Source organism: Candidatus Paceibacter sp., assembly GCA_013360865.1.
In the GTDB taxonomy this organism is placed as follows: Bacteria; Patescibacteriota; Minisyncoccia; order UBA9983; family UBA9983; genus SURF-57.
The window spans coordinates 21235-47317 of sequence record JABWAS010000005.1; the positions used below are offsets into that span (position 1 = coordinate 21235).

A 26083-nucleotide genomic window follows, 5' to 3' on the forward strand; every position below is an offset into this window, starting at 1 on the left:
CCTTTTGGGGTTGTAAATGTGCAATTTTCAGAAATCCACCAGGATTTCTTCTATTGTTCTTTTAACACAAATTTGTACTTTATGCAAGATTGCACACTTGGGCCGACAGATGGAGTCTGTCCTAACTAAGCAAGTAGGTGATGCCTTCAGAGAGTTTATTTCTAAAGAAGGTATCTCATATGAAACCACTGGAGATGCCACGCTGGGTGACGAGAACATAATTCATGCGCACTGGTCGTGTGTTATTGGCGGAAAATTCGGTCCATCCGTCACGCTTTATAGCTTGGTCATGTGGGGAAAATCACTTTCGGAATATCTTGACGATCGAAAGAACGACCCCGAGTTGCCAAATGCAAAAGTCACGGATTTGAAGTTTTCTATGCACAATACCAGTGGGGGTATAAAAATTGTATTGAATCAGGGGCAGTCCGAAAAACTTTTATCAAGGATTGAGGAGGAGATAAAGAAAAATAAGGAGCTTGAGGAATATAGGAAGAAATGGCAAGAACTCTACCACAACGGCTCACTCCTTATTGGGAAGATAGATTCTTGGCTTTCTTCAGAATAAATATGGAAGAAAATATCATTATTGAAAAAATAGAATGCGTGGTGCGCGATTCCGCAACCGAACAAATCGACCACCTAAGAAGGGGTCGGGTTGAACGTAATTTTACGACATACTTGGCAAATAAACTTAAACCAATTTTTGAGGATGGAACTATTACTGTTGACCCCTTTTATAACAGGCATGGGGATGCGGCGAAAAGATTGAACGGCAGTTTGATTGAACTTGATATCGCGATTCATGAACAAGGGGTTGATCACAATAATCTAGTCGCCATTGAACTCGAAACTAACAATAAGCCGACACGTGATGATCTGTGGAAAATAGAAAGACTGACCAAAGAACTTGATGGCTATGGTTACAAGCTCGGGTTATTTGTGGTCTCTGGAATAAATGATAAGGCTGGAGAAGTTATCGCGATGGAGTGGTATAAAAATGGTAAACCTTTGTAAGTGAGACAGTCCCGAGATGCCGTTTTGGTGTCTCATTTGTCTCATTCTCAAAAACAATGCCTCTACCGAGAGGCCTAAATCTGGTATACTTGAAAGTACCAAAGAACCCTTACACGGCCTCACCCCAAAAGTTCCGAGACCGTGAGGGGGCATTTTAAAAATTTTAGGGCGCTTAGCTCAGTTGGTTAGAGCGTCTCGTTTACACCGAGAAGGCCGGGGGTTCGAATCCCTCAGCGCCCACAGAATTTAAGTTTGGGGGTACCCTTGTGGCACTTTTGCCGTTTCTATATCATCACTTTTGCGGGCTATAACCAAGAAATATTTATAAATTGTCTTTTGTTTCGTTTTCCGCAGTTTCTTGAATGTGGCGCAATAATGTTTTTACTGATTCCGAACACCCCGCAAAGCCATTTTCCGGTTCATAAGGAAGTTTGAATGAAACATTGTCTTGCAGTTTGTCGTCCCACCACCATATCGTTACGATCTTTTCAAATTGATTCAGTGATGTATCATCAATATTTTCGCGCGGAATATCTTTTGCACAATTTTCAAAAAGTGCTTCTCGATTTATTCCTTTATTGGGATATATTACTTCGCACTTATTATTTACGCAGTCATATCCGGCAAGCTCAACGCAACTATATATGCATGTACTCTCATACGAATCTATAAATGCCTGTATTCTGTCCGCATCTTTTTTATTTACAAACGTATAACATCCAAAAGGACATTTAGATTGAACTTGCGCGCAATCGCTTTTAACTTCGCAATATTGTGTTTCTTTTATCGCTCGCTTTATGCCTTCTTGTGTTTGCGGAATTTTATATGAAGGACCGCTATCACAATATACAACTGATTCGCCAATAGGAATACGAAAGAGAGTATACGCTTTTATGCGCAGTGCGCTGCTTACTTTTTCCTCAACAATAGTACTGCCAAAAACCCGAATACCGAGTTGCTCAATGGGATTGTCATATAGAATTGACCAACCCGCATGCTTGCATTCAATTTCCGCTTCGCTTAAATCCACCTGATTGCGGACGGTCAGCTTCGTTGTTGCGACACCGCTAATAAGAAAAAGAATGATCCCCAGAAAAACATATTTTCCAAGATTAAACATTTTTTTATTGTAGCTCAAACTTTATAATTTTATAAGATCGAACATATACTACGTATGTTATGCACGTTGTGTATGTCCTCAGTGGTGCCTGCCGAAACTCATCATTTGAGCGAGGCTCTAACACTGGATGGGATTTTACCCCCCCCCACACCAAAAACTTTGGTGTGGGGGTTTGCCGAAGTTTTGAAAAAAGTGCTCCGAAGCAGCGTCTTGGAGTTACCTACACGGGTAAAATAAGGCAAAAGATGCTACAACATTAATCATAAACGGCTCTTTTAGAGCCTGGAGAGAGGTTCTAACCTGTTGTTCTTCTAAAGTGCACAACTTAAAACCATCGGTAAAAAATCAGCTATAATATTGAGCATGGATTTGACCGCTAAAAACAACTGGCATAAACGAGATGTTTTTGAAGTCCTTAGTGCGCTGGGTTCCGGCCAAAACGGTTTAAGCGAACAAGAGGCTAGGGAAAGGCTTTTAAAACAAGGGCGCAACGTTATTCCGGAGATTAAACCGCCGGGTATTTTTCTTATTTTCCTAAGGCAGTTTCAAAGTCCTCTGATTTACATATTGCTTGCCGCCAGTCTGGTTGTTTTTTTAATGGGGGAAGCGGTTGACAGCCTCATCATAGCTTTCGTCCTTTTGTTTAACGCGGGCATGGGAACGGTTCAGGAGGGCAAGTCGCAAAACACCCTGGCGGCTTTGAAAAAGTTTACAGAAACGGGAGCTGTTGTCGTCCGCGGCGGGGAGGAAATGATTGTTCCGGACAGCGAAGTGGTCGACGGGGACGTTTTGATTTTGCGCGAAGGAGACAAGATTCCCGCCGATGCCAGAATAATTTTTTCCAGCTCCTTAAAAGTTGACGAAGCCAGCATAACCGGAGAATCGGAACCTGTTTATAAAACGGCGGATATTATGGCCGGGAATTCCGGACACGTTGTCGTCGCCGACAGAATGAACATGGTTTTTAAAGGAAGTCATGTCGTGTCCGGCGGCGGGAAAGCCGTGGTTACCGCGACAGGCTTGAAAACCGTAATAGGCGGCATCTCCAAAAAAATAATCGGGATTGATTCGGAAATGCCGCTCAAGAAAAATATCAGGTATTTGTCCCGAGCTATCATAATTGCCGTTGCCTTAATCAGCGGTTTGATTTTTTGGGGCGGGGTGAGTATGGGAAAGGCGGCGGGAGAGATGTTCGCGGTCGTTGTTTCTCTTTCCGTTTCCATCATTCCCGAAGGGTTGCCGGTGGTTATTACTCTTGTTTTGGCCACCGGAGTCTGGAGAATGGCGAAAAGCAACGCTTTGGTCAAGAGGCTCCAGGCCGTTGAGGCTCTTGGCCAGGCGAAAGTGATAGCCGTGGACAAGACCGGCACCATAACCAAAAACGAAATGGCCGTTCAGAAGTTTTTCATTGCTGGGAAATTTTTTGAAGTCGGGGGTTCCGGCTATGTTCCGAAAGGGGAGATAAAGGAAAACGGCGCCGCTATTGAACCACTGAATCACAAGGAGATTATTCTCGCTGGAAAAATCGCCGCTTTTTGCGCAAACGCCAGGATAAAATATTCAAAAGAAAAAAAAGAATGGTCCGCCATCGGCGACCCGACGGAGGCCGCTTTGTTTGTTTTTTCGGAAAAAGTCGGATTCAGCAAGGAAAAAATTGAAAAAGAATCGCCATTGGTTTCAGAAATACCTTTTAATTTTGAAAACAAATACCACGCGACTCTGCACGGCAACGTGGAGGGAAGCGGATTTTTAACCGTAGTCGGAGCTCCGGAAACCGTAGTTTCTTTGTCCGGCGAAATATTTGACGGGCAGAATTTCACGCGTCTAAACGCGGAGGAAAAAGAAAAAATGGAGAATGTGGTTGCCGAAATGTCCCGCGAGGGGTTGAGAGTCCTCGCTTTTGCCGTCAAAAAAATTCCGGAGAAAAAACTGGAACAAGAAGACATCGCCGATGTTTGCCTTGTCGGATTTTTCGGAATAAAAGACACGCTTCGTCTGGAGGCGGTGGAGTCCATAAAAAAGGCCAAAGACGCGGGCATAAAAGTCATAATGATTACGGGCGACCACAAAATCACGGCAGCGGCCATCGCCAGAGAGGCCGGTATTTATAAAGAGGGGGATGCCGTGATGACGGGCCGCCAGATTGACGAAATTGATGAAAAAGAATTTTTAGGCCAACTGAACTCCGTTTCCGTTTTCGCCAGGGTTACGCCCGACCATAAACTGAAGATAATAAACGCTTATAAAAAGCAGGGCGACATTATAGCGATGACAGGGGACGGCGTAAATGACGCGCCGTCGCTTGTGGCCGCTGATCTCGGGGTGGCTATGGGAAAGATAGGCACGGAGGTGGCAAAGGAAGCCTCGGATATCGTTCTGCTGGACGATAATTTATCCAGCGTCGTCGCGGCCATTGAGGAAGGAAGAAGCATTTATAAAACCATCAAGAAAGTAACTCTTTACCTTTTCTCAACCAGTCTGGGTGAGGTTTTGACGGTGGCGGGTGCGCTGTTCTTCGGTTTGCCGCTGCCGATTCTGGCCTCGCAGATAATATGGCTGAACTTTGTCACGGACGGTTTCTTGGTTGTCGCATTGGCGATGGAACCGAAGGAAAGCAAATTGCTCAATGGCGGTTTCAAAAAGCCGGGCAAACTGATAGTTGATTTTTTGATGTTGCAAAGAATGGCGGTGATGGCTTTGCCGATGGCACTGGGCGCTCTGGTTTTGTTTTTGATGCATCTGGGCGACGGGATGGATAAGGCGAGAACGGCGGCTCTTACCGCCTTGGCGGTGTTCCAGTGGTTTAACGCCTGGAACTGCCGGAGCGAAAAAGAGTCCGTTTTCGGCAAAGGAATTTTGGGTAACAAGATTTTAATCGCCTTGACTTTTGTGGTGATTTTCTTGCAGGGGTTGGCCGTTTATAATCCGTTTATGCGGAAAATATTGCATACTGTTCCTCTTGATTTGGGCGACTGGATGTTGATAGCCGCGACGGCTTTTGCCATTATTATCGTGGAAGAGGTTCGCAAACTGATTCACCGGAAAATAAGCGCGATATGAAGTTTTTATGTTTTCAAAATCGGATATAAAAATCATTTATCAAGATAACGACGTAATCGCCGTCAATAAGCCGGCGGGAATCGTGGCGCATCGCGCCAATCTTAAATCTAAAATCTTAAACCTAAAAAACGAAAAGGAAGATGTTTTTTTAACCGACTGGCTGGTGGAAAAATTTCCGGAAATAAAAAGAGTGGGCGATAAGCCGGAGTTGCGTCCGGGAATAGTACATCGCTTGGACAAAGACACTTCCGGAGTTTTAGTCGTGGCCAAAAATCAAAAAGCGTTTGAGTATTTGAAATCTTTGTTTCAAAAAAAAGAAATTGTCAAAAAATACGTTGCCTTAGTGGAAGGAAATTTAAAAAAAGACAAAGGAATTATTGATTTGCCCATCGGCAGAAGCAAGAGCGATTTCAGAAAGAAACTGGCGTCGGAAGAGGCGAGGGGAGAATTGCGGGAGGCCATTACGGAATATAAAGTTTTGGAAAAATTTCCCGATTACACCCTGGTTGAGGCTTATCCAAAAACCGGCCGCACCCACCAGATAAGGGTTCATTTTAAAGCTATCGGCCATCCGGTGGCCTGCGATTCGCTGTATGGTGGTAGAAAATCAAAATGTCCCGAAGGTTTGAACCGGCATTTTTTGCACGCCAATTTTTTGGAGTTGAACCTGCCGTCTGGCGCCAGGATAAAACTGGAAGCCGATTTGCCGCCGGATCTGGAAAACGCGCTGGCGATATTGCGTCAAAACAAATAATGTGCTAAATTGCCATTTATGAGCGTAAACGTTGAACAGAGGAAAAATTGGAATTTAAAGCCCGGCAACACGGTAAAAGTTTGGCAGAAAATCAAGGAAGGAGAGAAATTCAGGCTCCAGGCTTTTGAGGGTATGATTATCGCCCACAAACACGGCGCTGAATCAGGGGCGACTTTCACGGTGCGCAAAATTTCCGACGGCGTGGGCGTGGAAAGAATATTCCCCCTATTTTCCCCGAACATAGAAAAAGTTGACCTGGTGCGGGAATCCAAAGCCAGAAGGGCGAAACTTTATTACGTCCGGACCAAGGCCGCCAAAGACATCCGCAAGAAAATGAAGCATCTGAAAGCGGAAGGGAAGAAAAAAACGGAAGCGGAGCCACTCAAGGCGACGCAAGAACCGGCCGCGAAAGAATAATTTATCAAGAGCTAAAAGCCGTCCCGTCAATGGGCGGTTTTTGTTTGACGATTGAAAAAAAGACGGTTATTGGGCATAATGGGCGAGTAGAAAGGGCGTGTGGTGGAATTGGTATACACGTACGCTTGAGGTGCGTATGCCTTACGGCTTGGAGGTTCGAGTCCTCTCACGCCCACAGCTGGTTCGCCGTTGGCGGATAAGCAAAATGGTGGCTATAGCTTAGTGGTAAAGCTCCGCTCTGTGGGTTTTTCCACAGTCTTACCCTTTACCTTTATGATATTTGCCCTATTATAAAAACATGCCGCAGGTAAATTGCAGGATATGCGATGAAGAATTTTATGCCAAGCCAAGCTGGATCAAAAGAGGGCATGGAATATATTGTTCCCGCGTTTGTCAGCATAAAGGGATGAAGAATGGCAAATTGGTAAATTGTTTTATTTGCAATAAAGAAGTTTATAAGCCGCAAAAAGCCCTAAAACATTCTAAGAGTAAGAAATTTTTTTGCGGTAAATCTTGCCAAACTGTCTGGAGGAACACAATGGTCTTTGTCGGCTCAAACCATTTCAATTGGAAAGGAGGAGAATTTTCTTATAAAAGCAATTTAATAAAAGGCAAACTTCCAAAAATATGCAAAATATGCCACATTAAAGACTTAAGGGTTTTGGCGGTGCATCATGTTGATCATAACAGGAAGAACAATAGAATAAAAAACTTGATTACGCTTTGTCATAATTGTCACTTTTTAGTGCATCGTTATAAAGAAGAAGAGAAAAAATTTATGGAGACATTGGTGTAGCAGTAGCACTGCACTCTGTGAAAGTGCCAGCGAGGGTGCGAATCCCTCATGTCTCCCCGATAAAATAAAAACATATGCCCGTTTTGCGAAAAATTCTGGATATTCTTTTGCCCACAACAAGGCTTAATAACAGCCTAAGGGTGCTCGTGGCCACCAACACCGTCATGGTGTTCGCCATCGGCCTGTTCGCGCCTTTCTACGCCGTTTTCGTCAAAAACATCGGCGGCGGGCTGGCTTTCGCCGGTTTTTCCTGGTCGCTGTTGTACATCGTTTCCGGAATTTTGATTTTGCTTTTTACTAAATGGGAGCTAAGGGTCAAAGAACAGGAATTGCTGCTGGCGCTGGGGTATGTTTTAAGGGGTTTTGTTTTTTTGAGCTACGCTTTTATGGACAATATGCCGCAGCTTATTTTAACCCAGGTTGTTTGGGGAATTGCCGCCGCTATTGGCACGCCGGCCTTTGATTCCGTCTACAGCAGTCACGTCAGCCAGGACAAATCCATAATGCAGTGGGGCCAGTGGGAAGGGCTGGCCGCCATAGCGACGGGCGCGGCCGCGCTAATCGGAGGAGTTTTGATTGAGAACTTTGGATACGGAATAATTTTTATGGTTATGGCCGGAATCTCATTTTTGCTCGGTGCTTACATCTGGCGGTTGCCGAGAGAAGTTTTGTAGATCGCGTTAAAAGTTGTCTAAAACAATAATTCAGCTTATACTCCTTACTGTGCGGGCTGTCGTATACCGGTAGTACACACGCTTCGGGTGCGTGTTGACTGGGTTCGATTCCCAGCAGCCCGAATAAAATGAGGGATGAGCAAGACAACTGCTTGATAATTTATTGCTTGAGGTATGCAGAATTTTATTCAAAAAATTATCACTAACACGGCTCCCTGGTTTTTGGACCACGGAGTTAAAATTATTGTTGTTCTTGTCGCGGCCTGGCTCATCCGTAGATTCGGCGGGGTTTTTATAGGAAGGGTTGTGCGAAAAATTGTCGTATCAGACCGTTTCCTCGCAAAAGAAGCAGAAGAAAAAAGAGAAGAAACTTTAATTCGTATTTTCGCGGGTAGTCTTGGTCTGGTTGTATGGATTCTTGCCGGACTCGTAATTTTGCAAGAGGCCGGTTTCGCCATAGGACCGCTTCTTGCGGCCGCCGGCATTGCCGGGCTCGCTTTCGGCTTTGGCGGCCAATATCTTATACGGGATCTCATCAGCGGACTTTTCATCATTATGGAAAATCAATATCGCGTTAATGATGTGGTTTGTTCTGACGGAACTTGCGGCTTAGTGGAAGACATCTCTCTGCGAATGACAACTTTGCGGGATTTAGACGGGGTGGTGCATCATATACCGCACGGAGAAATCAAAAAGGTTTCCAATCTTACCAAGCATTTCGCGAGAGTAAATCTCAACATCGGTATTGCCTACAGCTCCGATATTGAACATGTTATTTCGGTGGTGAATAAAGTTGGCAACGAACTTGCCGCGGATGCCAACTGGAAAGAATTCATTATCAAGCCGCCGCAATTTTTGCGCGTTGATGATTTTGGCGATTCGGCTATCATCATTAAAATTCTTGGCGAAACAAAACCAATTAAACAATGGGATGTTGCCGGCGAACTGCGCAAGAGGTTGAAAGTTGCTTTTGATAAAGAGAATATTGAAATTCCGTTTCCGCAAAGAGTTATTCATAAAGCTAAGCCATAAGTGGCGCGCCGGCTTTATTGGCGCAAAATTCGGCGTACAATTTATTTTTTTATTTGACTTATTCCGCACGGAGTGTAGTATATTAACCATAAGCCCGCAGTCGGGGCTTTTTTAAGAAGAATGATAAATAAAGCCATAAATTACGTCAAAGAAACGAAAGCCGAACTGAAAGGCGTCATTTGGCCGTCGCGAAGGCAAACCATTACCTACACTTTGCTCGTTGTCGGCGCTTCTTTGGCAGTGGCGGTTTTGCTTGGTTTTTTTGACATGATTTCTGCTTATTTATTGGAAAAATTCGTTTTGTAATTTTTATGTTAAAGCAAAAAGTTCAAGCGGGCAGAAACTGGTACGCCATCCATACCTACGCTGGTTACGAGGACGCCGTGGTCAGAAACTTGAAGCAAAGAATAGAATCCCTGGGCATGGAAAATCTTATTTTTGACGCCATCGTTCCCACCGAGAAGAAAATAAAAATAGTGGGGGGCAAGAGAAAGACGGTGGAGGAGAAGATATATCCCGGGGTGGACATGATTGTCACCGACAACTCCTGGTATGTGGTCCGCAACACGCCCAGAGTCACCGGATTCGTCGGGGCGGGCACCACGCCGGTGCCGTTGGTAAAGACGGAGGTGGATACGCTGTTTGAGAGAATGGGCATGGCCGAGCCGAAGTACAAGATGGATGTCAAAGAAGGCGACGTGGTAAGAATAACGGACGGGCCGTTCAAAGAGTTTGAAGGAACGGTCAACGAGGTTGACGAAGAGAGAGGGAAGATTAAAATCCTTATATCCATGTTCGGCAGGGAAACGCCGGTAGAAATAGATTACTTGCAGGTTAAAAAAATTTAAGGTATGGCATCCCGACAGGTCGGGATTGCTCATATTTTAAAAATTTTTTAAAATCAAAAAATTAAAAAATATGGCAAAAAACATAAAAACAATAGTAAAATTGCAGATTCCGGCTGGCAAAGCCAATCCGGCTCCTCCGGTCGGTCCGGCGCTCGGTCAACACGGCGTCAATATCGGCGACTTCGTCAGTAAGTTCAACGAAGCGACGAGAGAAAAAATGGGGGACATTATTCCGGTGGAGATAAGCATCTACGACGACCGAACCTTCACTTTCAAAATGAAGACTCCGCCCGCCTCGGACTTGCTCCGCAAGGCCGCCGGCGTGGAAAAAGGCTCCGGCAAAAACGTCGCCAGCAAAGTCGGCAAAATAACCAAAGTCAAACTTAAAGAAGTGGCCGAAAGAAAGATGGAAGACCTAAACGCCAACGACGTGGACGCCGCGATGAACATAATCGCCGGCACCGCCCGCAGCATGGGTATAACGATAGAGTAATTTTTGGAAGACGAGTAACTCACAAAAACAATCCCGTCCGCCAGCTGGCGGACGGGATTGTTTTTGTTTTTAGATTGTTATATTATTTAATTAAACCGTATCTTAACTTAGATATTTTTATAAATAAGAAAGGGGGATTTATGCCAAGTTGCCACAGGGCATTGGTTATCGCAAGCGCCATTGTTATAACATGCGACAGTAAAGAAAGGTATGACGGAAAAGGGAACAGGATTAATCCGGAAACAGGCCTTCCGACCAGGCCGAAACCGAATATTTTTAAAAAAGTTTTTTCCGCCTTTAAAAAGGCGGGGTCAAAAAGAAATACGCCCCATAATAACCCGTATTGTCCACTACCATCCTGATTTTTTTTCCTTTCCTTTCCTTTCTTAAAATTTTACAGCCACCATGGAGGGGTGGCTTTTATTTATTATCGCGCTAGTTCTATTTTTATCCCGACAACTCCGTATTTTTTTTGTTCCTCTTTCGGGTAAAAAGTTTCAATTTCTTTGATTAGTTCGTCTTTTGAATTTCCGCCGAAGTACTCGGAAGGAAAGTCAGAAAACCTTCAAATGTTGCGTATCTGTAAAACGCTTTTACTATTGTAATAACTTTTTCGTCCGGTTTGTCGTTGCGAGAAAACTCAATATGGTCTCCGATATTTATCAGCTGACGTTTTTCGTCATATAGCCTTGATTCAATAATTTTTTTACCGCTGGCTATTTTTTCAAAAGGATTGGCTGATAATTTCATTTTATGAATAGTCATAAAATTTAATATGTTTGAAAGTTAAAAAGTGTATTTTTCCAAGCATCCAAGGACCGTCCTTGGATAGATTACGCGGCTGCTTCTTTTACCGCGGTTTTTATTTTACCCTCCAGATCATGAATGGTTTTCGGGTTTTCGCCTAAAAATTGACGGGCGTTGTCGTAGCCGCGGCCGAGGCTCTGGCCGTCGTAGGAGTACGACGCGCCGGATTTTTTGATGATCCCGTATTTTTCCGCCAGATTTAAAACGTCGCCGGTGTAGGAGATGCCCTCGTTGTACAAAATGTCAAACTCGGCCGTTTTAAACGGCGCCGCCACTTTATTTTTGACCACTTTGGCTTTGACGCGGTTGCCGATGACGTCTTCGCCTTTCTTTATCTGGGCGGCTCGTCTTACTTCAACTCTGACGGAGGCGTAGAATTTGAGCGCTTTGCCGCCCGGGGTCGTTTCCGGATTGCCGAACATTATACCTATCTGCATTCTGATTTGGTTGATGAAGATAACCACGGTTTTTGATCTGGCGGTAATGGCCGTCAATTTCCTTAAGGCCTGCGACATCAGTCTGGCCTGCAAACCGACATGGGCTTGGCCCATCTCGCCCTCAATTTCCGCCTTGGGAGTCAGCGCGGCTACGGAATCAACCACAATAACATCTATGCCGCCGGAGCGGACTAGGCTTTCCGTTATTTCCAGAGCCTGCTCGCCGGTGTCGGGCTGGGAGATAAGGAGATCGTCTATTTTGACCCCCAATTTTTTAGCGTATTCGGGGTCCAGAGCGTGCTCGGCGTCTATGAAGGCGCACACCCCGCCCTTTTTTTGGGCTTGGGCCACTACGTTGAGAGCCAGAGTGGTTTTTCCGGAAGATTCCGGGCCGTAGATTTCTATTATTCTGCCGCGGGGCATTCCGCCCACGCCTAACGCGATATCCAGACTTAAAGAACCGGTGGGGATGACATCCACGTTTACTCTCGGCGCTTCGCCCAGCTTCATTATGGAGCCGTCGCCGTATTTTGTTTTTATCTCATGAAGGGCGTTTTCCACCCCGATATTTTTTTCTTTCGCCGGTTGATCTTTTTTTACCATAATTTTTTACTTATTCTTTATAAACCACTTCCAGTTTTTCTTTGGTTTCTCTGCCGAACTTATCGTTGCCTTTTATCTCCATTATATTATAGCCGGGCGCCAGCAGCAACGAATCGCTGAAGTTGCCTTCCTTGTCCGCGAATATCTGCCGGCCGTTTACGAAAAGGGAAGCGACGTTGACGGCTTTGCCGGAAATTTTAAGCAACTGCTCGCCTATAACCTCCCCGTTTAGCGGCGACACAATCGCTATTTCTGGCCCCTCCAGATAAGCCTTGGCTTTGTATAACCCATAACTGCCGAAAATGGCAAGAAGAAGCACGACCGCGCTTAAGCTTGTTAATATTTTTGGTTTTACCGCCGTCATTTAATTTATTGTTTCTTTGGCGTTGCCCGTCTGGGTGTTGTCCGCCTCCGTTAATTCCGGCCCATCTTCGCCGGGGAAATAATCCTCTTCGTTTTCTTGTTCCTTGTTTGATGTTTCATCCGTGTCCGCGCCCACCCCCTCAAATTCGTTTTCGTTTCTTATTAAAACCTGGCGGGCCTTGGCGCCTTCGCCCGGACCGACGACGCCTCTTTCTTCCAGCATATCAATCAGCCGGGCGGCTCGGGCGTAGCCGATCTTCAGTTTTCTTTGAAGATACGAAGTAGAGGCTTTCCCGGACTCTATCACCGTCTGGCGGGCATCCTCGTAAAGCTCGTCCAGGTCTTCCGCGCCTTCGTCCAGGTTCATCGCAAAGGCGGGCTGGATTTTTGTCCCTTCGCCGCCTTGCTCGGTGGCGGGGATGGCGCTTTCAAAATCAACATTCTTGTACTGGTCGGCCAGATAATCAACCACTTTTTTAACCTCGTTTTCGGAGATAAACGGCCCTTGGATTCTTTTGGGTTTTGCCGTGTCACCGGCCAGAAAGAGCATATCGCCCTTGCCCAGGAGCTTTTCCGCTCCGGCCATGTCCAAAATGGTGCGGGAGTCTATCTGCGAAGCCACTTGGAGCGCCACGCGGCAGGTGATGTTGGCTTTAATTAGCCCGGTAATGACTTCCACCGACGGCCTCTGTGTGGACAAGACTAAATGGATGCCCACCGCCCGCGACATTTGCGCCAGCCGGACGATGGACGCCTCCATTTCCCGCGGATAGGTGCTCATCAGGTCGGCCAATTCGTCTATCACCACCACCAGATAGGGCATCAGGCCGTCGCCGCCCTTTTTCTCGTGGTAAGAGCCGATGTCGCGCACTCCGGCGGAAAGCAGGACTTCGTATCTTCTTTCCATTTCCTTGCACAGCCACTTGAGCGTCATGATGGCTTTTTTGGTTTCCGTTATCACCGGAGCCAGCATGTGGGGAATCTGGTTGTAAACGGTCAGCTCCACGCGCTTCGGGTCAACCATGATAAATCGCAAAATTTCGGGAGAATTCCGGTAGAGCAAGCTGGTGATAAGGGTGTGAATGAAAATTGACTTGCCGCTGCCGGTGGCTCCCGCCACGAGCAGATGAGGCATCTTGGCGATGCTGGAATAAACCGCCTTGCCCGCGACGTCTTTGCCCATGGCGATAAGCAGTGATTGTTTGGAGGCTTGATATTCCTCCTCGGAGAAAAGGGAAGCCAATCCGATGGTGGTTTTGGTGCTGTTGGGTATCTCTATGCCCACCAGCGAACGCCCCGGAATGGGCGCTTCTATTCTTAAGGGGTGGGCGGCCAGAGACAGAGCCAGGTCGTTTTGCAAAGCCAGGATGCGGGCGAGCTTTACTCCTTCGGCCGGTTTAAGAGTGTACTGGGTGACGGAGGGGCCGATGTTTATCTCCGCCATCTCCACGTCTATGCCGAAGTTTTGGAGAGTTCTTTTGATGATGTTGGCGTTGGCCTTGATGTCGCCGCTGGACGGCTTGCCACGATCTCCTTCAAGCAAAGAAAGCGGGGGAGGGACGAACGCCGTTTTCTGATGTTGCTCGTAAGAGCCGATGTCGTAATTTTCTTCCTCTTCTTTCGCTTTCTCGGCCGCCGGTTTTTTGGCTCGGTTTTTTTCTTTCGCCGCGCTTCTTGTCTCTTCCTCGTCGGCTTGGGCCGCTTTCGGCTCGTTTACTACTATCTCTTCGGCCGAATTTTCTTCCCCGTCGTCCGCGTCTTCATCGGTTTCTTTTTTCTTAAAAAAGTTCAGAGCGGACAGCGGGATATTGGCCATCAGCAGAATGGAAACCACCGACACGGCGCCGAGCATCAAAAGAGTGGCGGAGAGGTCAAAAAATTTCATGAAAGGGTAGGAGGCAAAATATCCGACATAGCCGCCGGCTTTCATTCCCCATACCGCCGAGAGGGAACCGAGGGCGCTGAAGAGAAAAAGCGTCGCCCCGATGGCGGCGTGTTTTACCAGATTGGGCCGGATGGAGCGGAAGAATAAAAAGGAGGAGAAAAAGAGAATGGTCGGCACAAGGACGGAGCCCTTGCCGAACAGGACGTCTAAAATTTTGTTGGCGTAGCGGCCGGCCGTTCCGGCTTTGTCAAAGTAAGAAAGGATGAACACCAATGCCAGAACGAACGCCCCCACCGCTAGTATTGAATACTTCGTTTCCCGTTTCAGCTCGCCGAGAAGGTTGCCCATGCGGTTTTCTTTTTCTTCGCGGGAGTTTGTCGCCCGCTTTTTACCTTCTTTCCCGTTGGAGATTTTTTTCCTGGCCATCTTGTTGATTATTATACTCCAAAAGAAACGTAAAAACCAAAAACCGCTTATTTTGATTTGATTTTTAAGCAGACGTCCTTTAAAATGTCCAATAAGATTTAGTGGGTCAAAACCCTATCGGTCAGTTGAAAATCATCATGGACAACATAAGAGATATTTACGGACACATTACGGACAGAATCCAAAAGCTAACCTCTGCTTTATACAGAGTTACTGACCTTATGTCCGATAAAGAACCTCTCAAATGGACACTAAGGGAAACATCTCTTGCCGTTCACGATCTGATTGTGTCCATTAAGCTTGCCAAAGACAAAGACAGAGTTTTGACTGAAACTCTTAATTTGTCTTATCGGATTATTAAAACACTGGAATTGGTTTCTTCCGGCGCCGGAATAGCCAGCCTTAATTTTGAGATATTGAAGAGGGAATACATCTACGTAAAAAATTTTCTGGAGGGCAAAAAAACGGAATTCGCCTACGACCCGAAGATGCTTCCAGAATTTGTTTTAAATCAAAAAAAGACAAGAGAATTTTCTGGCAGAACCCCGGAAACTCCCATAGCTTTTCCGGAGCAGATAATCGCCGGTTTAAAGCTGCCTGAAGGCGCGCCCGGCGCCGCAACGGCAAAGGCGGAAGAACAGGATGTGGAACCCCAAAGCCGCAAAGGTAAAATCCTTAATTTTCTAAAAGACGGGGAGGCCCGCTCGGTGGGCGAGGTGGCCGCTATCTTCAACGGGGGAGCCAGCGACAAGGCCGTCCAGAGGGACTTATTTGACCTGGTGAGAATGGGAAAAGTTGAGGCCAAAGGCGACAAAAGATGGCGGAAATACGAAATATTAAAAAACGGCTGAAACAAAAGGAGTTTTATCTTGTTGACAGTACTGATATTCTATTGTCTTAGTTTTTAAAAAGATTGACCCCCGCCTTATTTTTTGCCATAATCCCTATCAGATTAAACCGCCGCTTTCGAGCTCTTAACAATGCGGCTCCGGCTAAAACGCTGGAGTTATCCACATTGTTATCCACATTTTTGTTTGCAGAGTTGTCGGCGCGGTTTATAATGATTTGATAGAACGCAGTCGTGGCTATTTTCATCGTCGGAAGTTCCGTCCTGTTAGAACTTTAAAAAAAGAATAATTAAGAAAGCGCAAGACGCACGAAAGTCATTCAGAAAAAATTGTTGTGAAAAATTAATTTCGCAATTCGATAGTTTGGAAAAAAGAGATTATAAGTTTAATTGCGCGAAGTTTTTGGTTTTGTCGAAATCAAATGGATTCGCGCAAAAGAATAATTCATTCTTCGCCGTCGCCGCCAAACGGAACGGGGGAGGGTGAGATTATTATTAAAAGGTTTAAAAACATTATGGATAAATTTAAGACGACTAAAGTCGGTAAAGCGACTTCAGTTATCGTTGGCTTGGCCACCGCGGCCTGGTTGTCTGTTGGATCGCTTGCCGTTCCGATGACGACCTACGCTCAAACGACAGATGAGACAATTGCTCTGTTGTTGGCGCAGATCGCTAAGTTGCAAGCCGACCTTGCTGCTCTTCAGGCTGGCGCCACGACGGGAACAGCCGAGAAATGCAGTTTCACCAGATCGCTTACGGTTGGTTCGCAGGGCAGTGATGTCACCTGCTTGCAGGATTATTTGAGAAGCGGCGGATACTTTAACAGGGCGTCCACCGGCTACTTCGGTTCAATCACCAGGTCGGCCGTCGCCGCCTGGCAAGCCGCTAACGGAGTTTCTCCGGCGGCCGGATACTTCGGTCCTATTTCAAGGGCCAAGTACGACAGCCTGGTTTCTGTTGTAGTTCCTCCGGCTTCATCGGCTGGAGTCGGAGCTTCATCAGCCAGCTCGGTTGCCGTCGGCACCGGTGGCTTGACGATATCAGCGGCCACGCAGCCGTTAGTAACATTTGCGGTTGAAAGAGCCACTAGGGTTCCTTTCACCAATTTTACTTTAACCGCAGGTTCCCAGGATGTCACAATCACGGGAGTTAATGTGGAAAGAACTGGTTTAGCCGCAGACGGAGTCTTTGCGGGTATTGTTCTCTTGGATGAAAGCGGCAGTCAGCTTGGCATTGCCAAGACATTCAATTCTGAGCATAAAGCTACGATAGGAGACGCTGTTACAATCAAGGCTGGGCAATCAAAAACTTTCACAGTGGCTGGGAATATGAACACTGATGCCAGCGGATACTTGAATAGTAATAATGGTCTTACCGCTTATCTTTCCGTAACGGGAGTGGTTACTTCCGCGACGGTCAGCGGGCTGCTTCCTATAAGCGGAGCTGGCCATTCAATCAATGGCAATCTTACAATTGGAAACGTTACCAATGATAGGGGCTCTTTGGATCCTAACAGCAGCACTGGCGCGGTCATAACCAAGAATATTGGTACAACTAACTACACTTTCGCGGCTGTTAAATTCACCCCTGATTCAGTTGAAAAAATAAGAGTTAAATCAATCAGATGGAATCAGTCCGGTTCAGCCGGAGCTTCCGATTTGGCCAATATCAAGACTTACATTGACGGCGCGGCTTACGACACAGTTGTTTCCTCTGACGGTAAGTATTACACTTCCACTTTTGGAGACGGTATTGTCGTTGATAAAGGAGGAAACATTGAAATCTCTGTGAAAGGAGACATTGTCGGCGGTTCGGGCAGAACGATTGACTTTGACATCTATAGAAATACAGATGTCTACATGGTAGGAGAAACCAATAAATACGGTATAACTCCTCCGAATGGATCCAGCGATCCGACGGACGACAGTTCTAATTTCAGCAGCGGCAATCCTTGGTATGACGCCTCGCAGATTTCTGTCTCCGCTGGAACCATCACTGTGACCAAAGCAACCTCGGTTGCTTCGCAGAACATTGCCGAGAACGTTCTTAATCAACCGCTGGGCGGAATTGTGGTAGAAGTCAAGGGTGAGCCGATTTCGGCCAATAACCTGATTTTCCACTTCCAGCTTTCAAGCGGGGACGGAGACGTTGAAGACTTGACCAATATTACCTTGGTTGACGAAAACGGAACGGTCGCAGCCGGACCGGCTGACGGTTCAGGCGCTGATGTTGATTATGGCACCGTTACTTTCAGTGACACTGTTACATTCCCGGTTGGAACGAAGACCTACACTCTGAAGGGTAAACTTGGCACCAATTTTGCCAACAATCAGACCGTAGTCGCTTCCACGACTCCTTCATCTGACTGGTCCAACGTGACCGGACAAACGACCGGCAACACCATTTCAGGAAGCTCAATCACTTCTTCAGTTATTACGGGCAACACGATGACGGTCAAGAGCGCGGTGGTTACTTTAAGCGTTTCCACCAACCCGGTGGCTCAAACGGTTGTTTCTGGAGCCCAGGGCTTCACTTTCGCCAACTATCTATTTGACGCGACCGCCTCGGGAGAAGACATCAAGTTCGGCTCTTTGCCGCTTGAGTACAACACCGGCGGAGCAACGGCGACTAACATTAACAACTGTATTTTGTACGATGGAGAAACTGCTTTGAACACCGGTTCAAACGTCGTTAATCCGACAGCCGCCGGTTCTTCTACGACTTTCACGCTTGATAGTGCCGGATTGGTTATCCCCAAGGGAACCACCAAGACAGTTGCTCTTAAGTGCAACATTGTCGCGGGAGGCACCGGCACTTACCGATGGGGTTATGATAGCGGCTCGTCTCCTTCGGCTACGGGCGTGACTTCAGGACAGTCGGCCACTATTACGGAAAATGATTCGGCTGGTCAAGCGATGGCGCTTACCAGTGGCGGAACGCTTACCGTTGAGGAAGATTCTTCGCAGCCCAACTATGCCGCCGTTAACGCTAACAGTAGCGTGGAAATCGGTGTTATTAAATTCACTGCGGCCAATGAAGCCATCAATCTTAGGAAACTTGGTCTTCAGTTGACCAACACTGCTTCCAGCTCTGTTTCCGATCTTACCCAACTCACTTTGTGGGATGGTTCAACCCAGGTTGGTTCGTTGGTCCTTACCGGCAGCACCGGAACGTCAACTTTGACTTCAGACTTTATCGTTCCCAAGGACGGTTCCAAGCTTATGAAGATCAAAGCTGATTTGGCCGCCGTAGGTACGGCATTGGCTGGCACGCAAGGCGCCTTCATCGCTGTTGATTACATCGGAGCCGGAAACGCTGAAGGTGTCGGACAATCCAGCGGCACGACCATTAACTCCACATCGGGCGCTACGTCGTTTGCCGGCGTGAGAATGTTCCGCTCAACTCCGATAGTCGCTCAGTTAACGGTTCCTTCTCAGACGTTGGTAACTCAAAGCGAAACGAACGTTTACAGGTTCAGTGTTAAAGCTGACCCGAGTACAAGTAACGGCATCGGTCTTTATAAGATCACCGTTAACGTCGCTACTTCGTCCGCTTCTGCGGTTTCCGGTACCACGACCCTTACGAACTTGAAGGTATTTGCCTACACCGATTCAGGCTTCAGTTCGCCGGTAACCGGCTTTACCAACGGTCAGGTTGTGAGCACTATCGCTGGTTTGATTAACGGAGACAACGACGCGGTCTTGTCGTCAATTCTGCAGATACCGGCTGGTTCTACCTACTACTTCAAAGTAGTCGGAGACACCACATTGACCGCCGGCACGGGCACGTTCTCTGGTTCGGTAACGACAAAAGTTACCACCGACACGGCTCATCCGTCATTGGCCACTTATCTGGGCAATGCCGCCGGAGTTGACGCCGATGCCAGCGCGGACGCTTTCATCTGGTCGGCTAACGCGACAACAACGTCCAACGCCAATCATCTTGACTGGTCTAACGGCCACGGAGTCTCAGGTTTGTCAGGCTTGACCTCAGTTACCATTTCCAAGTAATCTAGTTTCCTTGTGACTAGTCCAAACCCCCCCGAAAAATCGGGGGGTTTTGTGTTGCATAAAAAACTTATAATTGTTAAAATTTTTCTATGAAAAAAATAGTTTTAGCGATCCTTTCTTTACTGGTTTTATTTGCCGGATATGTTTTTTATAAAAACAATTTTAAGACGCACTTGTCGTTTGAGTCATTCGGCTTAGCAAAAAAAATAACACCAGCGCCCGAGTTGGGCAGGCCGTTAAAAATAAACGTCGTTTTGGAAGAAAATGTGGAAAAATTATTGGTTGAAAAAATACACGAAGTGGAATCAAACTTAAAATCAAACGACAAATCCATTGACGACTGGCTTGCTCTGGGAATTTACAGAAAAATGGCGGGCGACTACGAGGGCGCGAGGGAAATATGGGAATATGCGAGTTTTATAAGCCCGGGCAATATCACGTCTTTTAATAATCTAGGTGAACTTTACGCTTATTATCTTAAAAATAATAAAAAAGCGGAGGAAAATTACAAACAAGCCGTAAAAAATGGACCCGCCTCCATTTACATTTACAGAAATTTCCACTTCTTTTACAAAGATGTGTTAAAAAATAACACTAAAGCCAAGGCTGTCTTGGAACAGGGCATCGCCGCCAACCCGGGCGAAGCCTCCCTTGACCTCCAAAACCTCCTCAAAAACTACTAAACTAAAGGGTGTGCCGCCATTATCAAGGTCGGACCTTGATAATGGCGGCAAAGGGTTTAAAATAATAGGTAATGCAAAGAAGATCAGCTTTTTCCGTTGGTGAGTATTACCATATCTATAATCGCGGCACAGACAAAAGAGAAATTTTTCTGGATAAGCCCGATTATTTAAGGTTTATTGTTCTGCTCTATATTTCTAATAACGTTGACGCTGTGCACGTCAGCAATCTTAAATATCAAGGTCGGACCTTGATGGGAATTTTAAATATAGATAAAAAAGACTCTCTTGTTGATATTGGCGCCTATTGCCTCATGCCAAACCATTTTCATATTCTTATTAAAGAAAAAATAGATAATGGAATTAGCCAGTTTATCAGAAAGTTATCTACCGGTTACTCAATGTATTTTAACAAAAGGTATGAAAGAACGGGGAACTTGTTTCAGGGTAAATTTAAATCTATGCATGTTGATAATGACCAGTATCTTAAGTATCTATTTGCTTATATACACCTTAACCCAATTAAAATAATTGAACCTGGGTGGAAAGAGTTAGGAATTAGAGAAAAAGACAAGGCAGAATCATTTTTAAAAGATTATGAATTTTCAAGCTATATGGATTATGACGGCAACGGCACGGAAAGGGTAGAAGCTAAAATAGTAAAAAAAGAATCTTTTCCCGAATATTTTTTAACGGCAAAAGATTTTAATGACATGATAAAAGATTGGTTGTATTATAAAGATACTATCAAGGTCGGACCTTGATAAGGCTTGATGAAGAAATTGAGGGTGTTATAATAAAAGTGATTTTATGAGGTTTTTGAAGGCTAATTACAGGTATTTTTTTATTATTGTCGGGTTTTTGGTGTTTGGTTTTTATGTAACGGCGTTTATTTGGCCGGAGTATCGCGATTGGAAGTTTTGGCGGGACATACGGCGTGAGGCGGCCAAGTTTGAAAAAATAAGGGAGGACAGGGAAAAAGCGATAGCGGCCGACGCTTACGGCGGCAAAACACCGCAGGAAACGCTGGATATGTTTATCGCGGCGGTAGAAAAAGGCGACTACGAACTGGCCAGCAAGTATTTTGTGGTGGAAAGGCAGGAGGAACAACTGAAAGAAATGAAGGAATATGAAAAAGACAATGTTGATTTTCTGCTAGGGGTTATTAAACAATCACGAAAATCACAAGGATATTATTCATCAGACAAAAAGGTTTTTACGGTTGAAAAACCAGTTTATATTGACTTTACTCTTTATCCAAATAATAACTGGAAGATAAATGAAATCTAGTTTTTTCAAAATTTCTCTAATCCCGCTGGCTCTGGCGGGATTATTTTTAAACCAAAACGCCTTCGCCTTTGACGACCTGACCACTCATCCAGCGCTGACCGACGAAGTGATTGATTTTTACAATTTATTCGCCGGGGAGAAAATAAACAACGAAGATAAGGAAACTATAATCCAAGGCGCCCAAGACGAAGACATCCCGCCGAGGTGGATAAACCACTTTTACGACCCTGTGCGCAATCTTGGCTGGTCGGGCCGGAACACAGGTGTCTGGCCGCAAATGCTGGTCCATTATTTTTCCGGCACCGTGCTATCCAGCGAGTATCCAGTTTCCTCGCTGAACTGGCTGCACAATCAGGAGTTGCAATCAAAGTATTCTCGCTACAAAGGCAACCGCACCTGGGAAAAAGCGCTGTATGAATACGCCAAAGGCAATAAAAAGGAAGCTTATTACACTTTGGGCTATATTTTGCACCTGATAGAAGACGCTTCGGTGCCCGACCATACCCGCGACGACCCGCACGCCCACGAGATGAGATACGCTACCGGCGATTATGGCAGCCCACTGGAAGAATACGCCAAAAACTTCAACCGCGACAACTTAAACATCGCCAGTGAGTTAAAAGAGAAAAATTTTAAACCGGCGGAATTTGATTCGGTAGATAAATATTTGACGGCCTTGGCCGAATATTCCAATGGCCGCTTCTTCAGCAAAGACACCATCAACGACCCGCTTTATGCTAACCCGAAAATTGTCAGGGAGGATGATAATTTTGGCTATGGTTTGGATAAAAACGGAGAAGAGTTTGAATTGGTAAAGTTAAGATATGACTTGGATGTAAAAAATAAAGTTATCTTGAAGGAATATTTTTTGCCAACAACTGATATAAATATAAACAACGAAGTACTCAATCAATACTTCTCCCGCCTTTCGCGCGAGGCGGTTATTCACGGGGCGGGGGTTATAGAACTGTTTTTCCGCGAAGCCAAGGCCATCAAAAGCGGCCAAAGGCCGGCGCCGGAAATATTCCGGGAAATGCCTCCGGATCCGGCCAAAGCTCTGATGTTATTTTACATAAATCCGGTGCTGGGCATTATGGCTTACCGGAGAATTCTTTAAGGTCGTTTCTCTCACAAACTCAACCAAAGAAATCATCCAAAACTTTATTCCCGTCGTCGCGAAAGGGATAAAGGAACTATTCACGCAAGATCAACCGCCGGAACTGCTTTTGGCCGGAGCCGCTGGCGCTACACCAAGCGCGGAAAATGTTGAACATCCGGAACCCGGCATTTTCGGCATTACTAATATTGCCGAAAATACTGATTCTTCAGTAGATGAATCATCAGATCAAGACAACATAATCTACATCCAAAATTCGCTGGAAGAGATGCGGCGGCAGATTGAAGAATTGGCAAAAAATCAAAATAATTTACCCGAGCCGCGCTTATCTTTGGCGCCGGAAGCGTCTGTTCCTGTGCCATTGGCGGAGGAAAACAAAACAGCGACGGCTGAAAACCGGCCAAAAATTTTTCTTGTAAGCCTGGTTTATCCCGGCTTTGGCGGGGGAGGGGGAGCCCCGACGCCGGAGTCGGGGCAGGGTGGAAGCGCGCCGCAATCGCAGACGGAACAGACACAAGAGGAGCAAGCGCCAGAAGACCTTAATCTCGTCGGTGAACCGGAAAATGAACCGGAAGCGGGAGACGAGGAGCAGGAGTCAGCCGCGTTTTTGCCACCGAACCTTAGCGCGCCGCAATGCGCGGATTCGCTGGCAACGGACGGTTGTCTTTTAGCCACCACGACCGTAAATTTCGTCTGGCCGGCCGTCTCGGGAGCGTCATATTACGGCATAAATAAAAACGGCGATTACGCCACGACAACGGAGCTGTCTTTTGCCACCATTGTTCCTGATTTTTCCGATTATAATTTTTCCATTTCAGCCATTGCCATTAATAACGGGGTTGCCACCACTAGTGCCACCAGCACCCAAACGGTTTCCGTCGCCACCATTCCCATCGCTATCAACGAAGTTGCCTGGATGGGCACCGGCGCTTCCGTCCATGACGAATGGCTGGAGCTCAAGAATAACACCGCGCGTACTTTGGACCTATCGCGGTGGGCGATAGAGTCAAAAGACGGCGCGCCTTACATCGCCCTTTCTGGCCAAATGGCGCCGAGAGAATATCGCGTTCTCCAGCGCCGAGAAAACGCCCTCGTTATCAACGCCCCCATAGAAACTTACGGCAACGGCTCGCCCCAATGGGCGCTCGGCAACAACGGCGAAGAGCTTGTCCTGTACTTCGCCTCCACCACTTTGGACAAAACACCAGCTATAACTGGCGGCAAATGGGTTGCTGGAGATAATTCCAACGCCTCCGGCAGAAAATCAATGGAAAGAATTGACTCCCGCCAGTCTGGCGCGACTTCTACCAACTGGGCGACGTGGGGAACAAATGTTGATTTTATAAAAAACGGAACCGACAGCGACGGCAACCCGATTCTCGGCACGCCCGGAGAATGTAACTCGGCCAGCTACGCCAGCGTCAACAATGGCGAAGAAATTGAAGACAACCTCACTTTGGCCGCGAATGGTTGTTACTATGCTTCTTTTGGAGAAATGGTTGTCGCCTCAAGCACGCTGACAATTGAAGCCGGTGCCAGAATAAACCTGACCGAAAGCGACCTGGAGGTGGAAGGAGTTTTAAAAGTGCAGGGTGAGAAAGGCAATCCGGTTGTCTTTAGCACTTTTTCCGGAGAACAAACCTGGAACGGCATCCAGATTTACGGCGGCGCCGGAACAAGCACGATAAACCATACCATAATTAAAAATATCAGTGGAGTTGTTCTTGACGAAGGGGCAACCGCTGAAATCACCAACTCGGAATTTATAAACAACAGAACGGGCGTGGAATTGTATGACGAAAGCAGCGTCGTCATTGAAAACATAAATTTTGCCAGCACGACTAACGAGGCGGTAGCGGCCTACGACGGCAGCAACGCGACCGCCGCTTCTTCAACGATTATCAATTCCATCAATAATGGCGCGATTAGCGTTTACGAATCCAGCCTTTCAATTTCTTCAACAACTATAGACACGGTGTACAACGGCGACGGCATCGGCGTTTACGATTCTGTCGTGTCCATCGCCAATACAGCGGTAAGTAATGTTTTGTCCGGTGATGGCATCGCCCTGTACGATTCCGAAGCCGCGCTAGAAAATGTAAAAGTGGCAAACGTTTCCGGCGAAGGTGTTGCCGTTTACGACAGCAACGTCTCCGGCATCGCGACGGTGGACGGAGAAGAGGTTGAATTTTAACAGAGTTGACAGTTTTCCCCCAAATGCTACACTGGCAACAATCAAATACAGTCAGTCGCAGAAAGCGGGCGGCGAGCCGGAAGGCCAGCCTTAATTTCCCGCCGAGACTTATCAAACATTCATTTTCTGCGGCTTTTAGGCCGTTTTTTTAATTAAAAATTAAAGAGCGAAGCGATTATAATTTTCTTAATCCGCCTCTGGCGGAACACAATTAATAGGTAAAGTTAATTTTATGGCTATTACAAAACAGCAAAAAAGCGAAGCGATAAACAGCCTTAAAAAGGACATCAAAGATTCCAATATTGTGATGTTCGTCAACTTCCACGGCCTGAACGTCAAACTGGCCAGCGAGTTGAGAAAGAGTTTGAGGAAAATCGGCGCGGGCTACACTGTCGCCAAAAAAACTTTGGTGAAAAAAGCTCTGGAGTCGCTCGGTTACGAAGGCGAACTCCCGAATCTGGAAGGGGAGGTGGCGATGGCTTATGGCAGTACCGACCCGCTCGCTTCCGCCAAAGAGGTGCATCAGTTCGCGAAGAAGAACAAATTTTTGAAGATTCTGGGAGGAATTTTTGAAAGCAAGTACGTGGGGGCCGAGAGAATCGTGGCGTTGGCCAGCATACCGTCAAGAGAAGTACTGCTCGCCCAGTTCGTCCAGATTATCAATTCGCCGAGGAAAGGAGTGGTCGTGGCCTTGTCGGAAATAGCCAAAAAGAAGGGCGCGGCCATGCCCGCCGGACAGACGGGCGAGCCCGCCGCGGAGGCGGTAGCGGAAGTAAAAGCGTAAATTATCAATTAATTATTAATTAAAACAAACATATGGAAATACCATCAAAATTTAAAGACATCGTGGAGAAAATAGAATCAATGAGTGTTATGGATTTGTCCGAGCTCGTTAAATTATTGGAAGAAAAATTCGGCGTTTCCGCCCAGGCTGTCGCCATGATGGCGCCCGTCGCCGGAGGAGCGGCTGCCGGAGGAGCCGAGGAGAAGTCCTCGTTCAACATTGAGCTCAAGGAAGCCGGAGCGCAGAAAATCCAGGTCATCAAGGTTCTAAGAGAAGCTCTCGGTTTGGGCTTGAAGGAAGCCAAAGACTTCACGGATAAGACTCCGGTCGTGGTCAAGGAAGGCGTGGACAAGAAAGCCGCCGACGAACTCAAAGCCAAACTGGAGGCCGCCGGAGCCGTTGTTAACTTAAAATAACGGTGCTAGAATA

At 46.5% G+C, this 26083-nt stretch carries 25 protein-coding genes and 4 tRNA genes; 24 read left to right on the forward strand and 5 right to left on the reverse strand.

Annotation, left to right across the window (positions count from 1 at the left end; all coding sequences use genetic code 11):
- The first annotated feature begins 109 nt into the window (after positions 1–109).
- The 3 genes from HUT38_01795 (at position 110) to HUT38_01805 (ending at position 1257) form a co-directional block, all read left to right on the forward strand.
- Positions 110–568, forward strand: a complete 459-nt coding sequence (locus HUT38_01795; GenBank protein ID NUQ57202.1) for a hypothetical protein — start codon at positions 110–112, stop codon at positions 566–568.
- Between the two features lie 2 nt (positions 569–570).
- Complete coding sequence (locus tag HUT38_01800; GenBank protein NUQ57203.1) at positions 571–1017, forward strand: hypothetical protein; 447 nt, start codon at positions 571–573, stop codon at positions 1015–1017.
- A 166-nt stretch (positions 1018–1183) separates the two neighbouring features.
- Positions 1184–1257: transfer RNA gene (locus tag HUT38_01805), tRNA-Val, on the forward strand.
- 82 nt (positions 1258–1339) lie between these two features.
- Here the strand turns inward: HUT38_01805 and HUT38_01810 are convergent.
- Positions 1340–2155 carry a hypothetical protein gene (locus tag HUT38_01810; GenBank protein NUQ57204.1) on the reverse strand — a complete coding sequence of 272 codons (816 nt, stop codon included), beginning with the start codon at positions 2153–2155 and terminating at the stop codon, positions 1340–1342.
- A gap of 345 nt (positions 2156–2500) precedes the next feature.
- On the opposite strand from HUT38_01810, the gene HUT38_01815 reads away from it, so the two are divergent.
- The 12 genes from HUT38_01815 to rplK all read left to right on the forward strand — a co-directional run bounded on the left by HUT38_01815 (position 2501) and on the right by rplK (position 10211).
- On the forward strand, positions 2501–5197 hold the full coding sequence (locus HUT38_01815) for an HAD-IC family P-type ATPase (protein ID NUQ57205.1): 2697 nt from the start codon (positions 2501–2503) through the stop codon (positions 5195–5197).
- A 7-nt stretch (positions 5198–5204) separates the two neighbouring features.
- Positions 5205–5951 (forward strand): RluA family pseudouridine synthase, encoded by a 747-nt coding sequence (locus tag HUT38_01820; protein ID NUQ57206.1) that lies wholly within the window; start codon positions 5205–5207, stop codon positions 5949–5951.
- Between the two features lie 18 nt (positions 5952–5969).
- Positions 5970–6368, forward strand: a complete 399-nt coding sequence (gene rplS / locus HUT38_01825; protein NUQ57207.1) for a 50S ribosomal protein L19 — start codon at positions 5970–5972, stop codon at positions 6366–6368.
- Positions 6369–6461: 93 nt separating this feature from the next.
- Positions 6462–6543 (forward strand) — tRNA-Leu (locus HUT38_01830).
- 231 nt (positions 6544–6774) lie between these two features.
- Positions 6775–7164, forward strand: a complete 390-nt coding sequence (locus tag HUT38_01835; GenBank protein ID NUQ57208.1) for a hypothetical protein — start codon at positions 6775–6777, stop codon at positions 7162–7164.
- Positions 7150–7220: transfer RNA gene (locus HUT38_01840), tRNA-His, on the forward strand. Before HUT38_01835 ends, HUT38_01840 begins: the two co-directional genes overlap by 15 nt.
- A gap of 18 nt (positions 7221–7238) precedes the next feature.
- A complete protein-coding gene (locus HUT38_01845) occupies positions 7239–7838 on the forward strand; it encodes a hypothetical protein (protein ID NUQ57209.1) in 600 nt (199 codons plus the stop codon).
- Positions 7839–7890: 52 nt separating this feature from the next.
- Positions 7891–7961 (forward strand) — tRNA-Pro (locus tag HUT38_01850).
- Between the two features lie 51 nt (positions 7962–8012).
- Positions 8013–8870 carry a mechanosensitive ion channel family protein gene (locus tag HUT38_01855; protein ID NUQ57210.1) on the forward strand — a complete coding sequence of 286 codons (858 nt, stop codon included), beginning with the start codon at positions 8013–8015 and terminating at the stop codon, positions 8868–8870.
- 123 nt (positions 8871–8993) lie between these two features.
- Positions 8994–9176 carry a preprotein translocase subunit SecE gene (secE, locus tag HUT38_01860; protein ID NUQ57211.1) on the forward strand — a complete coding sequence of 61 codons (183 nt, stop codon included), beginning with the start codon at positions 8994–8996 and terminating at the stop codon, positions 9174–9176.
- A 5-nt stretch (positions 9177–9181) separates the two neighbouring features.
- Positions 9182–9718, forward strand: coding sequence for a transcription termination/antitermination factor NusG (nusG, locus tag HUT38_01865; protein NUQ57212.1), 537 nt, complete (start codon positions 9182–9184; stop codon positions 9716–9718).
- A gap of 70 nt (positions 9719–9788) precedes the next feature.
- Positions 9789–10211 (forward strand): 50S ribosomal protein L11, encoded by a 423-nt coding sequence (gene rplK, locus HUT38_01870; protein NUQ57213.1) that lies wholly within the window; start codon positions 9789–9791, stop codon positions 10209–10211.
- Positions 10212–10721: 510 nt separating this feature from the next.
- On the opposite strand, the gene HUT38_01875 is transcribed toward rplK, so the two are convergent.
- The 4 genes from HUT38_01875 to HUT38_01890 form a co-directional block, all read right to left on the reverse strand.
- Complete coding sequence (locus tag HUT38_01875) at positions 10722–10976, reverse strand: hypothetical protein (GenBank protein ID NUQ57214.1); 255 nt, start codon at positions 10974–10976, stop codon at positions 10722–10724.
- A gap of 68 nt (positions 10977–11044) precedes the next feature.
- Positions 11045–12058 (reverse strand): recombinase RecA, encoded by a 1014-nt coding sequence (gene recA, locus HUT38_01880; GenBank protein NUQ57215.1) that lies wholly within the window; start codon positions 12056–12058, stop codon positions 11045–11047.
- Positions 12059–12068: 10 nt separating this feature from the next.
- Complete coding sequence (locus tag HUT38_01885; protein ID NUQ57216.1) at positions 12069–12422, reverse strand: Ig-like domain-containing protein; 354 nt, start codon at positions 12420–12422, stop codon at positions 12069–12071.
- Positions 12423–14732 (reverse strand): hypothetical protein, encoded by a 2310-nt coding sequence (locus tag HUT38_01890; GenBank protein ID NUQ57217.1) that lies wholly within the window; start codon positions 14730–14732, stop codon positions 12423–12425. It abuts the gene before it with no gap.
- A 137-nt stretch (positions 14733–14869) separates the two neighbouring features.
- Between HUT38_01890 and HUT38_01895 the strand changes: the two genes are divergently transcribed.
- From HUT38_01895 to rplL, 9 genes are all read left to right on the forward strand, one after another.
- Positions 14870–15583, forward strand: a complete 714-nt coding sequence (locus tag HUT38_01895; GenBank protein NUQ57218.1) for a hypothetical protein — start codon at positions 14870–14872, stop codon at positions 15581–15583.
- A 418-nt stretch (positions 15584–16001) separates the two neighbouring features.
- Positions 16002–19589: a peptidoglycan-binding protein gene (locus HUT38_01900; protein ID NUQ57219.1), complete on the forward strand. Its 3588-nt coding sequence runs from the start codon at positions 16002–16004 to the stop codon at positions 19587–19589.
- A gap of 89 nt (positions 19590–19678) precedes the next feature.
- Positions 19679–20272, forward strand: a complete 594-nt coding sequence (locus HUT38_01905) for a hypothetical protein (protein NUQ57220.1) — start codon at positions 19679–19681, stop codon at positions 20270–20272.
- A 71-nt stretch (positions 20273–20343) separates the two neighbouring features.
- A complete protein-coding gene (locus HUT38_01910; protein NUQ57221.1) occupies positions 20344–21033 on the forward strand; it encodes a transposase in 690 nt (229 codons plus the stop codon).
- Positions 21034–21079: 46 nt separating this feature from the next.
- Entirely contained in the window at positions 21080–21559 is a 480-nt protein-coding gene (locus HUT38_01915) for a hypothetical protein (GenBank protein ID NUQ57222.1), read from the forward strand.
- Positions 21549–22676: a hypothetical protein gene (locus HUT38_01920; protein NUQ57223.1), complete on the forward strand. Its 1128-nt coding sequence runs from the start codon at positions 21549–21551 to the stop codon at positions 22674–22676. The genes HUT38_01915 and HUT38_01920 overlap by 11 nt, the downstream gene beginning before the upstream one ends.
- A 109-nt stretch (positions 22677–22785) precedes the next feature.
- A complete protein-coding gene (locus tag HUT38_01925; GenBank protein NUQ57224.1) occupies positions 22786–24870 on the forward strand; it encodes a right-handed parallel beta-helix repeat-containing protein in 2085 nt (694 codons plus the stop codon).
- A gap of 232 nt (positions 24871–25102) precedes the next feature.
- Positions 25103–25654: a 50S ribosomal protein L10 gene (locus tag HUT38_01930; GenBank protein ID NUQ57225.1), complete on the forward strand. Its 552-nt coding sequence runs from the start codon at positions 25103–25105 to the stop codon at positions 25652–25654.
- Between the two features lie 32 nt (positions 25655–25686).
- Complete coding sequence (rplL, locus tag HUT38_01935) at positions 25687–26070, forward strand: 50S ribosomal protein L7/L12 (GenBank protein ID NUQ57226.1); 384 nt, start codon at positions 25687–25689, stop codon at positions 26068–26070.
- Positions 26071–26083: the final 13 nt, after the last annotated feature.

What these genes read in the sequence shown, in the direction of transcription:
- HUT38_01900 (NUQ57219.1), top strand. Translation starts at nt 16,002, where the DNA reads ATGGATTCGCGCAAAAGAATAATTCATTCTTCGCCGTCGCCGCCAAAC.
- HUT38_01800 (NUQ57203.1), top strand. Translation starts at nt 571, where the DNA reads ATGGAAGAAAATATCATTATTGAAAAAATAGAATGCGTGGTGCGCGAT.
- rplS (NUQ57207.1), top strand. Translation starts at nt 5,970, where the DNA reads ATGAGCGTAAACGTTGAACAGAGGAAAAATTGGAATTTAAAGCCCGGC.
- HUT38_01795 (NUQ57202.1), top strand. Translation starts at nt 110, where the DNA reads ATGGAGTCTGTCCTAACTAAGCAAGTAGGTGATGCCTTCAGAGAGTTT.
- HUT38_01920 (NUQ57223.1), top strand. Translation starts at nt 21,549, where the DNA reads ATGAAATCTAGTTTTTTCAAAATTTCTCTAATCCCGCTGGCTCTGGCG.
- HUT38_01820 (NUQ57206.1), top strand. Translation starts at nt 5,205, where the DNA reads ATGTTTTCAAAATCGGATATAAAAATCATTTATCAAGATAACGACGTA.
- rplK (NUQ57213.1), top strand. Translation starts at nt 9,789, where the DNA reads ATGGCAAAAAACATAAAAACAATAGTAAAATTGCAGATTCCGGCTGGC.
- nusG (NUQ57212.1), top strand. Translation starts at nt 9,182, where the DNA reads ATGTTAAAGCAAAAAGTTCAAGCGGGCAGAAACTGGTACGCCATCCAT.
- HUT38_01815 (NUQ57205.1), top strand. Translation starts at nt 2,501, where the DNA reads ATGGATTTGACCGCTAAAAACAACTGGCATAAACGAGATGTTTTTGAA.
- HUT38_01885 (NUQ57216.1), bottom strand. Translation starts at nt 12,422, where the DNA reads ATGACGGCGGTAAAACCAAAAATATTAACAAGCTTAAGCGCGGTCGTG.
- HUT38_01930 (NUQ57225.1), top strand. Translation starts at nt 25,103, where the DNA reads ATGGCTATTACAAAACAGCAAAAAAGCGAAGCGATAAACAGCCTTAAA.
- HUT38_01875 (NUQ57214.1), bottom strand. Translation starts at nt 10,976, where the DNA reads ATGACTATTCATAAAATGAAATTATCAGCCAATCCTTTTGAAAAAATA.
- HUT38_01890 (NUQ57217.1), bottom strand. Translation starts at nt 14,732, where the DNA reads ATGGCCAGGAAAAAAATCTCCAACGGGAAAGAAGGTAAAAAGCGGGCG.
- HUT38_01910 (NUQ57221.1), top strand. Translation starts at nt 20,344, where the DNA reads ATGCAAAGAAGATCAGCTTTTTCCGTTGGTGAGTATTACCATATCTAT.
- HUT38_01845 (NUQ57209.1), top strand. Translation starts at nt 7,239, where the DNA reads ATGCCCGTTTTGCGAAAAATTCTGGATATTCTTTTGCCCACAACAAGG.
- rplL (NUQ57226.1), top strand. Translation starts at nt 25,687, where the DNA reads ATGGAAATACCATCAAAATTTAAAGACATCGTGGAGAAAATAGAATCA.
- HUT38_01905 (NUQ57220.1), top strand. Translation starts at nt 19,679, where the DNA reads ATGAAAAAAATAGTTTTAGCGATCCTTTCTTTACTGGTTTTATTTGCC.
- recA (NUQ57215.1), bottom strand. Translation starts at nt 12,058, where the DNA reads ATGGTAAAAAAAGATCAACCGGCGAAAGAAAAAAATATCGGGGTGGAA.
- HUT38_01895 (NUQ57218.1), top strand. Translation starts at nt 14,870, where the DNA reads ATGGACAACATAAGAGATATTTACGGACACATTACGGACAGAATCCAA.
- HUT38_01835 (NUQ57208.1), top strand. Translation starts at nt 6,775, where the DNA reads ATGAAGAATGGCAAATTGGTAAATTGTTTTATTTGCAATAAAGAAGTT.
- HUT38_01915 (NUQ57222.1), top strand. Translation starts at nt 21,080, where the DNA reads ATGAGGTTTTTGAAGGCTAATTACAGGTATTTTTTTATTATTGTCGGG.
- HUT38_01855 (NUQ57210.1), top strand. Translation starts at nt 8,013, where the DNA reads ATGCAGAATTTTATTCAAAAAATTATCACTAACACGGCTCCCTGGTTT.